Genomic DNA, 13,073 nt, shown 5'->3' on the forward strand with positions numbered 1-13,073 from the left:
GCTGACGCTGTTCAGCGGATACAACTATGAAAATTGCATTACAAACGGATATTGGTTTAAAACGTTCCAATAACCAGGATTTTATCAATAAATATACAAATAAAAACGATATTACACTGATTGTCCTTGCAGACGGCATGGGAGGCCACCGTGCAGGAAATATTGCCAGTGAAATGGCGGTAACGGATTTAGGTCGCTCTTGGGTTAATACAGATTTTACAGAACTTAGCCATATTCGTGATTGGATGTTTGAAGCTATTGAAGCTGAAAACCAAAAAATTTATGAATTAGGTCAAACAGAAGATTATAAGGGTATGGGAACAACCATTGAAGCCGTTGCTTTACTTGATAACGTTGCTATCTTTGCCCATGTTGGAGATTCTCGTGTAGGATTGATTAGAAATGGTGAATATGAGTTGTTGACGAGTGATCATTCTTTGGTTAATGCTTTGGTAAAGGCTGGGCAATTGACAGAAGAAGAAGCTGCTGTCCATCCACAAAAGAATATCATCACGCAATCAGTTGGTCAGGCTGCCCCACTTGAGATTGATGTAGCGGTACAGCTTTTGGAAGAAGGAGATTATCTTCTCATTAACAGTGATGGGCTGACGAATTTAGTGTCAAATCAAATGATTGTTGAAATCCTCTCGGAAGAAACGAGTCTTGATGTTAAGGCAGAGGCTTTGATTGAGCAAGCGAATTTTGAAGGAGGGCTTGATAATATCACCGTAGCATTAGTCGTACTCGAAAGTGAGGATGTTAAATGATTCAGATTGGCAGACTTTTTGCTGGTCGATATCGTATTCTCAAATCCATTGGTCGTGGCGGTATGGCAGATGTATACTTGGCAAACGATCTTATATTGGACAATGAAGAAGTAGCAATTAAGGTGCTTCGTACCAATTATCAGACAGACCAAGTAGCTGTAGCTCGTTTTCAACGAGAAGCCCGTGCCATGGCAGAACTCTCTCATCCCAATATTGTTGCTATTCGTGATATTGGAGAAGAAGATGGTCAACAATTCCTAGTAATGGAATATGTTGATGGTTCAGATTTGAAGAAATATATTCATGACCATGGACCTTTGTCGAATGATGAGGTTATTCACATTATGAGACAAGTTTTATCGGCGATGACTCTTGCGCACCAAAAAGGGATCATTCACCGCGATTTAAAGCCTCAGAATGTGCTTTTGACGAAAAGCGGTAGAGCTAAGGTGACAGATTTTGGAATTGCAGTAGCCTTTGCTGAGACTAGCTTAACACAGACAAATTCGATGCTTGGTTCAGTACATTATTTATCCCCAGAACAAGCGCGTGGTTCCAAAGCCACTATCCAAAGTGACATTTACGCTATGGGGATTATGCTTTTTGAAATGTTAACTGGCCATATTCCTTATGATGGTGATTCGGCTGTCACAATTGCCTTACAACATTTTCAAAAGCCATTGCCTTCGATAATTACTGAAAATCCTAAAGTTCCGCAGGCATTAGAGAATGTTGTTCTGCGCGCGACAGCTAAAAAATTAACGGATCGTTATGTGTCAACGTATCAAATGATTAGAGATCTTTCCTCGTCACTTGATTCAGGAAGAGCTAGAGAACGTCGTTTAACATTTGACAACGTTTCTATGGTTAAGACCAGTCTTCCTAAGGTAGATACGAACACTTCTAAAACATCGCGTGATAAACTTTTAAAAACAACGACTGAGGCAGCAACTGTTCAACCGTCTCCTCCAGTAGAACAAGAGGTTGTTTTACAAAAAACAGTCAAGAAAAAGCGTCGTCCAATTGCGACACTTTTAAAAATATTTTTAAGTATTTTAATTTTATTTAGTATTTTCTTTGGTTACTTAGCCCTTTCTAATCCTGCATCAGTGGCTGTTCCGGATATAGTTGGTATGACACAAGAGCAAGCGAAAACTACTCTTGAAGAGGTTGGATTAAAGTTAGGAGAAGTTTACGAAATAGAGAGTGATTCTGTTGAAGCGGGTAAGGTTATTAAAACAAATCCTACAGCAGGTTCAAGTCGTAAAAAAGGGAATAGTGTTAATCTTTATGTTTCATCTGGCTATGGAAGTTTTGAAATGCCAGATTACGAAGGCCAGACTTATGAACATGCCAAAGCTGAGTTGATGGCAACTTATCATGTTGCGGAAGAAAATATCAGTTATGAAAATGTTGAAGAGACGGAGGTCGAAACAGGGACAATCATTTCTCAAACGCCAAAAGCAGGAGTGACTTATAAGATAGGTCAATCAACAAAAATTATTTTCAAAGTGGCTATCAAAGATGATGTGATTATGCCAAATGTTACGACTGATGATTCTGGTAACCATCTAACTTCTAGTCAAGCCCTTGCTATTTTAACGGCCTTAGGAATTTCAGAATCACGTATCAAATTTTATATGCATACTGAAAATGGTTATATTGAGGTCAAAAAACCAAGTCGTGGCAGTGTTGTCGTTGGTCAAGAACCTTATTACGGAAATGCGATTTCTGTAAAAGGAAAGGATGATCTTGTGCTATACTTACAAGAAGATTCTACTTCTACGACAAGCACAGAAACGACTGTGGCAACAAGTCCTCATAGTGCGACATCAAGCATATCAGAAAGCACCACCGTTAGCGAACCTGAAACAAGTGTTGGTGGTCAATAAAAACTCTACCTTATTCTCTTAAAAAATCAAAAGATACTTTGCTAATTTTGCCTTACTGTAATTGGATACTTTTTGAAGGCTTGTTGCGAAGACTGATTGAGATTTTTTGGGAGGGTAAGGTGTTTTTGGGTTTTATTTAAGAATTTTATAAGTAAATTTGTTAAAATGAACAATATAATCGGATTATATCGCTATTAATACTGAACCAAATGCAAAAATTACTTTTTTGTTTCCTTATTAAAAAGTGCGGAGGGTCCAAAGGTAGACCTTGTCACAATCGCATAGGATGGTTGCTAACAATGCAGGAGTGTCCAGTTGCAGACTTCCAATCAACCACTGCATCAATTTCCTATTACTATCAAAAAGAGAAAGTTAAGATATTTTTGCCCTAATCCCATCAAAACCTTCTATGGCGTCCTATTCTTTCTTAGAAAACAAAAAGTAAAGGGAAGTCAACACTTTGAAATCAAGACTACTGTCTTACTCGTTTTACTACTACGGAATACATTAGTTGTGGGAACTTCGCCGTCATAACGATTGTAGAAAATTTGGAATAACACATTGTGAAACAACTAGACATTGATGGGAAATGAATGGTAACTGAGATAATTTATCTAAAAGGTGCAAAACTAAATGGCTATAACATTCAATTATATATCCACCCATGCGATGAACTTCTTTCCTTTTATTTTCGACCGTAAACACTTTCTAAATCTTTTTATTATGACGACGAGAAAAAGAGTAAGGACGAATTTATTTTAATATTAGAAAACGGGAGATGCAAGGTGGTGCAGAGACCTTTAGTGTATGATAGGGAGTATACGGTTAGGTCACTTTTGGAGATGATGTATCCTAAAAATGAAATCAAATGATAATACTGACTGAATGTTAAGGAGTCGTGTCTAACATGAAAAAAATTCATATTTTCTTAATTGTTGAAAGTGTTCTGTTAGCAATGGCAATTATGACCATCTTGTCTAGAGATATTTCAGCTTTTCTTTTGCTTTTAGTGGTTACTTTGTTGTTACTGAGATTCTATAATTTAGGAAGTCGAAATAATTTTCTTTTGACAGCTAGTTTTTGGCTCCTCTTTTTGGTTTTTATGTTAAATCCGTATGTAATTGTTGCTATCCTATTTGGTGTTGTCTATGTGCTGATTAATCATTTCTCTCAAGTGAAACAAAAAAATCGTAGGGCTTTAATTCAGTTTGAAGAAAAGGAATTAACAGTGGCCTCCTCAGCAAATCAATGGATTGGAGAACATGAACCCCTTAAGCGGACGAGCTATGCTTTTGATGATATCAATATTATTCGTCTCACAGGAAATGATACGATTGATTTAACGGAAGTTATTGTACAAGGTAAGGCGAATCATATTTTGATTCGTAAGATTTATGGTCCCACTCAAATTATTGTACCAATTGATGTTTCTGTCCGACTAAATGCTTCTTGTATTTATGGAAGTATCACTTTTTTTGGCTATCCTGAATATGATTTACGAAATGAGACGATTACACTAGAAGAAGAAGGTTATAGTCAGTCTGAAAAGTGTGTTAAATTGGTCATTAGTGTTTTGGCAGGAAACGTAGAGGTAATACGAGGATGAAAAAACAAACGATTGTGATGCTTTTTCTGTTTGATTTACTGATTTTAGGAACGGTTAGCTTTGTGTTATTTGATAGCCTAGGATTAAGTTTTAAACTGCTGACTTCGGACGTGAGTCTGATTCTTAGACTAGGATTTACCCTGCTTTCTCTAGCGGTAACATTAATGGTCCTTTTGGTTTTGGGATGGTTTTTATTGGATGAATATAGTACACGCCAAACAAATTATCAATTACGAACAATCTTAGAAAATAAACCGATTCGAGAAATAGGAGAAACAGAATTAGGTCGAAATCTTTTGCGTCTATCTAACAAGATGAGGCATTTGACAACTAATTTGCAGAAAACAGAAAATGCTTATATTGAAAATAGTGAAGATATTGTGAAGCAAGAAAGACGTCGGATTGCTAGAGATCTTCACGATACAGTCAGTCAGGAACTTTTTGCTTCTAGCATGATGCTGTCTGGATTAGCGCATTCTGCACCAGATTTAACTACAAAACAGTTGCAAGAGCAATTGAAAACGGTTGAAGGGATTGTGAATGATGCTCAAAATGATTTGAGGATTCTATTACTTCATCTGAGACCAACAGAGTTGGAAGGAAAGACCCTATCAGAGGGGCTACGCATGATTTTACGAGAACTGACTGATAAAGCAAATATTACAGTAAATTATAGGGCAGAAGTTGTTGAAATTCCGAAATCAATCGAAGAAAATCTGTTCCGTATTGCTCAAGAATTTATCAGTAATACATTAAAACATGCTAGGGCTGATCATTTAGAAGTTTATTTGATTCAAGGCGACAGCGATGTAGAACTTAAAATGATAGACGATGGTCAGGGGTTTGATCTAGATGCAAATCGAGAGCTCAGCTATGGCTTAAAAAATATTGAAGACCGAGTGGAGGATTTAGCGGGAACGATGAAACTCCTCTCAAGTAAAGGTCAGGGAACCTCTTTAGATATTCGAGTGCCGTTGATGGAAGGAGAAGAAGATGGCAATTAAGGTAATATTGGTTGACGATCATGAAATGGTACGTTTAGGGCTTAAAAGTTTTCTTAATTTACAATCAGATGTGGAAGTAGTGGGTGAAGCGGGAAATGGCAGAGCGGGAATAGAAATGGCCTTAGACTTAAAACCTGATGTAGTGGTTATGGATTTGGTTATGCCTGAACTGGATGGTGTAGAGGCTACTTTAAAACTGTTAAAAGATTGGCCAGAGGCAAAAATCTTAGTGTTGACCTCCTATCTAGATAATGAAAAAATATATCCTGTAATTGAAGCCGGTGCTAAGGGGTATATGTTAAAAACTTCGAATGCAGCAGAAATACTAAACTCGATTAGGAAAGTTGCTAATGGACAACTTGCTATTGAGACAGAAGTGAATCAAAAATTTAAGGATTATAGAGATGAGCCTCACCTTCATGATGAATTAACAGCGCGTGAACGTGATATTTTAGCCCTTTTAGCTAAAGGTTACGATAATCAAACCATTGCAGATGAATTGTTTATTTCCTTAAAAACAGTAAAAACCCATGTTTCAAATATCCTTTCTAAGCTTGATGTCGCTGACCGTACCCAAGCAGTTGTTTATGCATTCAAGCATAAATTGGTTAAGGATGTTGACTGATGGATAAGTAGTCAGATTGAGAGAAGATACTTAACCTTCTATGTTTGTCGGTATAGCAAGTTAATAAATCATCATTGAACGCTTTTTGAGCTTCAATCGTTTTTAGAGTGAGGTAGAAGTCGATGTTTTGAAATAATGTCTGCTGTTTCGTTCTCTATTTCCAGTGAAATGAAGATGTCTTTTCAGTTTAGACTATAAATGTGTTATAATAAATTATCATTTGTTCATAGAAAAAAGAAAGGTGATGTTTAATCAGTTAAATTATGGATGCTAAAACCAAATATAAATCTAAGAAAATAAAGATTATTTTTTTTGATATTGATGATACTTTACGAGTTAAGGATACTGGCTACATGCCGGAAAGCATTAAGACTGTCTTTACCGGTCTCAAGAAAAAGGGGATTTTGACAGGGATCGCATCAGGTCGTGCCATGTATGGAGTAGTACCAGAGATTCGTGAGCTTAATCCTGATTATTTTGTTACTATCAATGGTTCTTATGTTATCGACAGTAAAGGTCAGGAAGTATTTAATAAACCAATTAATCCTGAGATTGCTAAGGCATATGTTGCATGGGCCAAAGAGCAAGGCATCGCTTACGGTTTTGCAGGTAAGGATAAATCTGTTGTATCTGAGCGAAGTAAACTGATTGATGATGCTATGATTCCTGTTTACGGTGAGTGCGAAGTGGCACCAGATTTCTATTTAGAGAATGATGTTTATCACATGTGGACTTTTGCGGAAAACAATGCAGAGCTTCAATTACCAGAAAAACTGGCTAACCAGTTGCGTTTAGTCCCTTGGCATGTGCATTCATCAGATGTTGTTGCAGATGGCATTTCAAAAGCTTCAGGTGTTGCTCATGTACTCGAAAAAGAAGGATTAACACCTGTCAATGCCATGATGTTTGGTGATGGACCAAATGATATGGAAATCTTTGATTATGTTGGTTTCAAGATTGCTATGGGCAATGCGGTTTCAGAACTCAAAGAAAAAGCAGATTATGTTACAGATACAGTAGAAGGAAATGGCATTTTTAATGCCTTGGAGAAATTAGGAATGGTAGAAAAAGAATTGAACTTCCCACAATTGAATTTGGGTTCTGTTGAAGGCCCAGTTGCAACAATTAAAACAAATCATGGTAATATGGTTATTAAACTTTTCCCAGATCAGGCCCCATTGACGGTTAAGAATTTTGTGGATTTGGCAACATCTGGTTATTATGATGGCATCATCTTTCACCGTATTATCAAGGATTTCATGATTCAAGGTGGCGATCCGACTGGTACAGGTATGGGTGGTGAGTCTGTTTATGGTGGTAGTTTCCAAGATGAATTTTCAGATGAGCTTTACAATCTTCGTGGAGCCTTGTCAATGGCAAATGCTGGACCAAACACCAATGGCAGCCAATTCTTTATTGTACAGAATACGAACTTCCCATATAGTGCTAAGGAGTTAGTTCGTGGTGGTTGGCCAGAGCCAATTGCAAAAGTGTATGCAGAAAATGGCGGAACCCCACACCTTGATCGTAGACATACTGTTTTTGGACAATTGATGGATGAAGCGTCATATGCAGTTCTTGACGTTATCGCAGCAGTGGAAACAGGATATTCAGACAAACCAGTAGAAGATATTGTGATTGAAACCATTGAGGTTGTTGACTAATGAAAATTGGACAAAAATATGAAGGCACAGTGTCAGGTCTCAGACCCTATGGCGCCTTTGTGGTTTTAGACAATGGTGTTAAAGGATTAATCCATATTTCTGAGATTAAGACGGGCTATGTAGACAGTATTTATAATGTCTTTAAAGTAGGAGATTCTGTTCGGGTCCAAGTCATTGATTATGATGAGTATAGTGGAAAAGCATCTTTGTCAATGCGTAGTCTTGAAGAAGAAAAACATCATTTTCCACAACGTCACCGTTTTTCTAATAAAAAAGTAAAGATTGGCTTTCAACCTTTAGCAGACCATATGCCAGAGTGGATTGATGATAGCCTAGAATTTTTAAAAAAAGATAAATAGGTTAAGTAAGCGAAAATAGATAGATAAAGCTCAAGCCATGTTCTCAGTAAAGGAACAAGACTTGAGCTTTTTGGATTTTTTTGGATATCATAGATTATCTTAATTAAATGTCCATATTTGATAAATTAGATAAACTAAAAAGAAAAGAGGTTGGGATAAACCAGCACGATGGCTAATCCCAACCTCTCTTTTTTGATAAATGTACACAGTATAGTAGATTGAGAAAATAATAGGACAAGGCTAGGAGCTGCTAATAGAACTAGAGTTCATCAAAGCTACTTAATGATGTCCTAACCTTTATTCAATCCACGATAATTGAATTATTGACTTGTTAAAATAGGTTTTCCAAAAATAACCTTAGTCAAAATCATAAAGAACTGTTGATAAGTAACGTTCACCATTATCTGGTAGGATGGCTAGCACTTTTTTCCCAGATCCTAATTCTTTTGCTTTTTCGATTGCTGCATAAATCGCTGCACCAGCAGAAATACCAACAAGGAATCCTTCTTTTGCTCCAACTAAACGACCAGTAGCAAGCGCATTTTCAGAAGTGACACGGATAATACCATCATAAGCAGTCGTATCGAGAGTGTCTGGAATAAATCCAGCTGAAATACCTTGAATTTTGTGTGGACCAGGTTTTTCACCTGAGAGAACAGCTGATTCGTCAGCTTCAACAGCAAATACTTGAGTGTTGAAGTTAGCAGCTTTAAGAGCATGAGAAACTCCTGAAACTGTACCACCAGTCCCAACACCTGAAATAAAAGCATCTAGTCCTGTTTCTCCAAATGCCTCAATAATTTCATGTCCAGTTGTTGCTTCATGAATAGCAGGGTTGGCAGGGTTGTTAAATTGCAAAGGAACAAAACCACTACGCTCTTGAGCGATTTCTTGAGCCTTAGCGATAGCCCCTTTCATTCCCTCAACGCCAGGAGTGAGCACAAGCTCAGCACCGTAGGCTTGGATAATCTTACGACGTTCAATGCTCATTGTATCTGGCATTACGATAACAACTTTATACCCTTTAGCAGCTCCGACCCAAGCTAGTCCGATACCAGTATTACCAGATGTAGGTTCAACAATGGTATCACCAGGTTTGATTTTGCCATCTTTTTCGGCTTGTTCAATCATTGCAAGGGCAATGCGATCTTTAACAGATGATCCAGGGTTAAAAGATTCAATTTTAACATAAACATCAGCAGCACCTTCAGGAATGAGATTATTAAGTTTTACAATTGGCGTTTTGCCAACTAATTCAGTAATATTATTAAAAATTTTAGTCATACAGACACCTCACTTTTCAATTACATTATATTCAGAAAAGGTCATGCTGTAAAATACCTATTTTTTATTGTCGTGATAAAATTTTTTTATCGCAGGTATTGACATTATTAGTCAAAAGGGACCTCAATAACTTGACTCCCTACTGGTTGATAGGCCACTTTACCTGCGTAAAACTCGGTTAAATGAGCAATGAAGGCATCCATGTTTTCTTTATCAACATAGACATGAGTGATAATATCAGCTCCAAATTCCGTATCAAACTCTTGTAATTGTTCCATTTCTAGAAAGTTAGTGAAGGTCTGATACTGGGAATAGCTAAGCTGAATTTGAAGGCCATCTAGTTCTTTAACCTCTACTATACCTATTTCAGTTAAAGCATTGGCAACAGAACCGGCATAAGCACGGATAAGTCCACCAGCACCGAGTTTGATGCCACCAAAATAACGGGTTACAACCGCTACCACATTTGTTAGACCTTTCTTTTCCAAAACGGTCAACATAGGAACACCAGCGGTTCCAGAGGGCTCTCCATCATCAGAGGAGCGTTTTAGCAAACCATCTTCTCCTATGATCATAGCTGAGCAGGAATGATTCGCTTTGTAATGCTCCTTTTTAATTTGTGAAATGTAATCACGTCCCTCTTCCTCTGTTTCAATGCGTTTGAGGTGACAGATAAAACGGGATTTTTTGATATCTTCTTCAACAATACCGTCTTTAGCAATTGTTTTATAGTTTTTCATACCCAAATTTTACCATATTTTTAATAAAATCCGAATAGTCAAGTATGAAAGATTTTTACGGACGTTTATTTATTGCTAGTCAACTGTCTGACGATGAAAAAAGAGGGGCTAAAACATTACCTGCGATGATAGAGCGAAATGAGAAATTATTTTGTAACCGTTGTGGTAGTAAGATTTTAGAAGACTGGTTGTTACCTAGAGGAGAATATTATTGTAGAGAATGTCTTATTTTAGGTAGAAATAGACAAGACTATCCACTTTTTTATTTTCCAGCTCAGCCATTTCCAAAAGAACAGTATCTAACATGGAAAGGACAACTGACTTCCTATCAGCAGGAGGTGTCTGACTGTATGAAAAGGACCGTTGCAAATAAGGAAAATCTTCTCATCCATGCCGTAACGGGTGCTGGAAAAACGGAGATGATCTATGAGACAGTGTCAACTGTTTTGGAGCAGGGAGGGCAAGTCTGCTTAGCGAGTCCACGGATTGATGTCTGTCTTGAACTTTATAAACGCCTCAGCAGAGATTTTTCTTGTCCTATAACCCTTTTACATGGGGAGAGTGAGCCTTATTTTAGAGCGCCTTTAGTCATTGCAACGACCCATCAACTTCTTAAATTTTACCAAGCCTTTGACTTGTTAATTATTGATGAAGTAGATGCTTTCCCTTTTGTTGACAATACAGTGCTTTATTACGCTCTTGAGCAGGCACTAAAACAGGATGGTGTTAAGGTTTTTTTAACAGCAACCTCAACAGATGCATTAGACAAACAAGTTCGGCAAGGAAAACTCAAAAAATGTGATTTAGCTAGACGATTTCATGCTAATCCTCTAGTTGTTCCCAAAATGAAATGGTTAGGAGGTTTATTACCTGCGATTCAAAAAGGGAAACTTCCTAAAAAGCTTATCCAGCAGATTGCAACGCAGAGAGAGACAGACTATCCACTTTTGATTTTCTTTCCCCACATTGAAATTGGAAAAAGGTTTACCGAACTCTTAAAGAAAACTTTTCCACAAGAAACGATTGGTTTTGTAGCTTCTACAACAGATAATCGTTTAGAATTAGTTCAGCAGTTCAGAGATAAAAAATTGAGTATTTTGGTATCAACTACTATCTTAGAGAGAGGTGTTACATTTCCCTGTGTTGATGTTTTTGTACTTTGGAGTAATCATCAACTCTACACACGATCCTCTCTTGTGCAGATTGGTGGCCGTGTAGGAAGAGCAATGGAGCGGCCTACAGGCGAACTCATTTTCTTTCATGATGGGATTACTAGAGACATGAAGAGGGCTATTGCTGAGATTCAACTGATGAATAAAAAAGGAGGTTTCGCATGAGATGCTTGCTTTGTTCAGTTGAAACACATAGCCTACCGACTTTCCATCAGCTCTTTACTTTAGAAGCCTCTGCTAAGACGTTGTGTGAAGACTGCTCTTTAAGATTTAAAAAAATAGCAGAGCATCATTGCCCAATGTGTTACAAACAAGGAGAACATGATATTTGTAGTGATTGTATCTATTGGCAAAAGCAGGGGAAAGTGGTCAATCATCAGGCCCTCTACTGTTATAATTCCGGCATGAAAGAGTATTTTAGCAACTATAAATTTCAAGGAGATTATCTGCTGCGAAAAGTATTTCAGAATGACTTAAAACTCGCCTTGAAATCTTATCGTGATTATACCTTAGTTCCTATTCCTTTAAGTGAGCAACGAGAGGCAGAGCGTGGTTTTAATCAAGTGATAGGTTTATTAGATGGTCTTGGTGTACCTTATCAAGAATTATTGACAAAAAGAGAGGTTAAAAAGCAATCTGATAAATCTCGTTTAGAACGACTGCAGTCTCAAAATCCTTTTGAGTTAAGAATTGATAAAGTTTTACCTGATAAAATTCTTCTTATAGATGATATTTATACAACTGGGATGACCTTACAACTAGCAGCACAGCTTTTTTATGAAAAAGAAGTGAAAGAAATAAAAACATTTTCACTCGCACGCTAAAAAAGCTTGCAATTTTTTCTAAAAAGAGTATAATAAAAGTGTAAAAAAGAAAGCGCTTTAAAAAAAGCGAGAAAGAGGTATCTACTATGATTAGATTTAGTATCCGTGGTGAAAATATCGAAGTAACCGAAGCTATCCGTGATTATGTAGAAAGCAAGATCAGTAAGATTGAGAAATACTTCCATGAAAATCAAGAATTGAACGCTCGTGTTAATTTAAAAGTATACCGTGAAAAAACAGCCAAAGTAGAGGTAACCATTCCGATTGATTCTATTATGCTTCGCGCAGAAGATGTATCCCAAGATATGTATGGTTCTATTGACTTGGTCGTTGATAAAATTGAGCGTCAAATTCGAAAAAATAAAACTAAAATTGCGAAGAAACATCGTGAAAAAGTAGCTACAGGTCAGGTCTTTACAAGCGAATTTGAAGCTGAAGTTGATGAAGAAGTACCAGCAACCAAGGTCGTTCGCACCAAACATGTGACTTTAAAACCAATGGACTTGGAAGAAGCCTTACTTCAAATGGATTTATTAGGACATGATTTCTTTATCTACACAGATTCTGAAGATAATGTGACTAATGTTCTCTATCGTCGTGAAGATGGCGAACTTGGACTTATTGAAACCAAATAAATTACAGGGAGAGTCTTTTAGTGGCTCTCTCTTTGATGAAGTTTTTCTTTAGTATAGACAATATGTAAAGACCCCCAGTTGATATCTCGTGGATTTACCTGTACACTAGAATAAAAAACAATCAATTTCTAACAGGAATTACCACACTCAATTGGAGGTCTTATATGTTTCATTTTACCACACTTTTTATCGGAGTGGATGTTCACAAAGAAAGCTTTTCACTCTGCTACTATGATATGATGGCAAATCAAGTCAAACATCCTATCACTGTTGAGGCTAATGTCACTTACATCGTGAACTATATCCAAGAACTACGACGACTTTATGGAGAAAAGGCAGAGGTTCTCTGTGGTTTACCTTGTATCACCAGCTCGCAGCTCAAGGGATTCCTTGTGTTGTCATGGCACCAACAACTATGATGATTGAAGGTCGCAGACGTGTCAAAACCGATAAAAAAGATGCAGCGACCATTGCTAAGGCTCTGGCTTTTAGAAGTTATAG

Annotated in this window: 12 protein-coding genes and 1 pseudogene; 11 read left to right on the forward strand and 2 right to left on the reverse strand. The window is 37.2% G+C overall.

Annotated elements, in window-relative coordinates:
- Positions 1–26 precede the first annotated feature (26 nt).
- From GZ996_RS09140 to GZ996_RS09170, 7 genes are all read left to right on the forward strand, one after another.
- Complete coding sequence (locus GZ996_RS09140; protein WP_156806997.1) at positions 27–767, forward strand: Stp1/IreP family PP2C-type Ser/Thr phosphatase; 741 nt, start codon at positions 27–29, stop codon at positions 765–767.
- On the forward strand, positions 764–2,659 hold the full coding sequence (gene pknB, locus GZ996_RS09145; RefSeq protein WP_156806998.1) for a Stk1 family PASTA domain-containing Ser/Thr kinase: 1,896 nt from the start codon (positions 764–766) through the stop codon (positions 2,657–2,659). Before GZ996_RS09140 ends, pknB begins: the two co-directional genes overlap by 4 nt.
- Before the next feature lie 907 nt (positions 2,660–3,566).
- A complete protein-coding gene (gene liaF, locus GZ996_RS09150) occupies positions 3,567–4,265 on the forward strand; it encodes a cell wall-active antibiotics response protein LiaF (protein ID WP_156806999.1) in 699 nt (232 codons plus the stop codon).
- Positions 4,262–5,269: a sensor histidine kinase gene (locus GZ996_RS09155; RefSeq protein WP_156807000.1), complete on the forward strand. Its 1,008-nt coding sequence runs from the start codon at positions 4,262–4,264 to the stop codon at positions 5,267–5,269. The genes liaF and GZ996_RS09155 overlap by 4 nt, the downstream gene beginning before the upstream one ends.
- Positions 5,259–5,894 carry a response regulator transcription factor gene (locus GZ996_RS09160; protein WP_156807001.1) on the forward strand — a complete coding sequence of 212 codons (636 nt, stop codon included), beginning with the start codon at positions 5,259–5,261 and terminating at the stop codon, positions 5,892–5,894. Before GZ996_RS09155 ends, GZ996_RS09160 begins: the two co-directional genes overlap by 11 nt.
- Positions 5,895–6,157: 263 nt before the next feature.
- Positions 6,158–7,558, forward strand: a complete 1,401-nt coding sequence (locus GZ996_RS09165; protein ID WP_156807002.1) for a Cof-type HAD-IIB family hydrolase — start codon at positions 6,158–6,160, stop codon at positions 7,556–7,558.
- Positions 7,558–7,917, forward strand: coding sequence for a S1 RNA-binding domain-containing protein (locus tag GZ996_RS09170; RefSeq protein WP_156807003.1), 360 nt, complete (start codon positions 7,558–7,560; stop codon positions 7,915–7,917). Before GZ996_RS09165 ends, GZ996_RS09170 begins: the two co-directional genes overlap by 1 nt.
- A gap of 357 nt (positions 7,918–8,274) precedes the next feature.
- On the opposite strand, the gene cysK is transcribed toward GZ996_RS09170, so the two are convergent.
- Together cysK and GZ996_RS09180 are read right to left on the reverse strand one after the other, a co-directional pair.
- Positions 8,275–9,201: a cysteine synthase A gene (cysK, locus tag GZ996_RS09175; protein WP_156807004.1), complete on the reverse strand. Its 927-nt coding sequence runs from the start codon at positions 9,199–9,201 to the stop codon at positions 8,275–8,277.
- A 107-nt stretch (positions 9,202–9,308) separates the two neighbouring features.
- Positions 9,309–9,941, reverse strand: coding sequence for a YigZ family protein (locus GZ996_RS09180; protein ID WP_156807005.1), 633 nt, complete (start codon positions 9,939–9,941; stop codon positions 9,309–9,311).
- A gap of 44 nt (positions 9,942–9,985) precedes the next feature.
- On the opposite strand from GZ996_RS09180, the gene GZ996_RS09185 reads away from it, so the two are divergent.
- From GZ996_RS09185 to GZ996_RS09200, 4 genes and pseudogenes are all read left to right on the forward strand, one after another.
- Positions 9,986–11,278 carry a DEAD/DEAH box helicase gene (locus GZ996_RS09185; RefSeq protein ID WP_156807006.1) on the forward strand — a complete coding sequence of 431 codons (1,293 nt, stop codon included), beginning with the start codon at positions 9,986–9,988 and terminating at the stop codon, positions 11,276–11,278.
- Positions 11,275–11,937 carry a ComF family protein gene (locus tag GZ996_RS09190; RefSeq protein WP_156807007.1) on the forward strand — a complete coding sequence of 221 codons (663 nt, stop codon included), beginning with the start codon at positions 11,275–11,277 and terminating at the stop codon, positions 11,935–11,937. Before GZ996_RS09185 ends, GZ996_RS09190 begins: the two co-directional genes overlap by 4 nt.
- Positions 11,938–12,023: 86 nt before the next feature.
- The gene (hpf, locus tag GZ996_RS09195) at positions 12,024–12,572 is read left to right on the forward strand and encodes a ribosome hibernation-promoting factor, HPF/YfiA family (RefSeq protein WP_156807008.1); all 549 of its coding nucleotides are present in this window, start codon (positions 12,024–12,026) and stop codon (positions 12,570–12,572) included.
- Positions 12,573–12,736: 164 nt separating this feature from the next.
- A pseudogene (locus GZ996_RS09200) lies at positions 12,737–13,073 on the forward strand (IS110 family transposase); the annotation flags it as partial.

Origin of the sequence: Streptococcus sp. S784/96/1, assembly GCF_902729355.1 — a bacterium.
Taxonomy (GTDB): Bacteria; Bacillota; Bacilli; order Lactobacillales; family Streptococcaceae; genus Streptococcus; species Streptococcus caledonicus.

Bases quoted from the DNA above. Each gene is read 5' to 3' on its own strand.
- pknB (WP_156806998.1), top strand. From the start codon at position 764: ATGATTCAGATTGGCAGACTTTTTGCTGGTCGATATCGTATTCTCAAA.
- liaF (WP_156806999.1), top strand. From the start codon at position 3,567: ATGAAAAAAATTCATATTTTCTTAATTGTTGAAAGTGTTCTGTTAGCA.
- GZ996_RS09190 (WP_156807007.1), top strand. From the start codon at position 11,275: ATGAGATGCTTGCTTTGTTCAGTTGAAACACATAGCCTACCGACTTTC.
- GZ996_RS09165 (WP_156807002.1), top strand. From the start codon at position 6,158: ATGGATGCTAAAACCAAATATAAATCTAAGAAAATAAAGATTATTTTT.
- cysK (WP_156807004.1), bottom strand. From the start codon at position 9,201: ATGACTAAAATTTTTAATAATATTACTGAATTAGTTGGCAAAACGCCA.
- GZ996_RS09140 (WP_156806997.1), top strand. From the start codon at position 27: ATGAAAATTGCATTACAAACGGATATTGGTTTAAAACGTTCCAATAAC.
- GZ996_RS09185 (WP_156807006.1), top strand. From the start codon at position 9,986: ATGAAAGATTTTTACGGACGTTTATTTATTGCTAGTCAACTGTCTGAC.
- GZ996_RS09170 (WP_156807003.1), top strand. From the start codon at position 7,558: ATGAAAATTGGACAAAAATATGAAGGCACAGTGTCAGGTCTCAGACCC.
- hpf (WP_156807008.1), top strand. From the start codon at position 12,024: ATGATTAGATTTAGTATCCGTGGTGAAAATATCGAAGTAACCGAAGCT.
- GZ996_RS09180 (WP_156807005.1), bottom strand. From the start codon at position 9,941: ATGAAAAACTATAAAACAATTGCTAAAGACGGTATTGTTGAAGAAGAT.
- GZ996_RS09155 (WP_156807000.1), top strand. From the start codon at position 4,262: ATGAAAAAACAAACGATTGTGATGCTTTTTCTGTTTGATTTACTGATT.
- GZ996_RS09160 (WP_156807001.1), top strand. From the start codon at position 5,259: ATGGCAATTAAGGTAATATTGGTTGACGATCATGAAATGGTACGTTTA.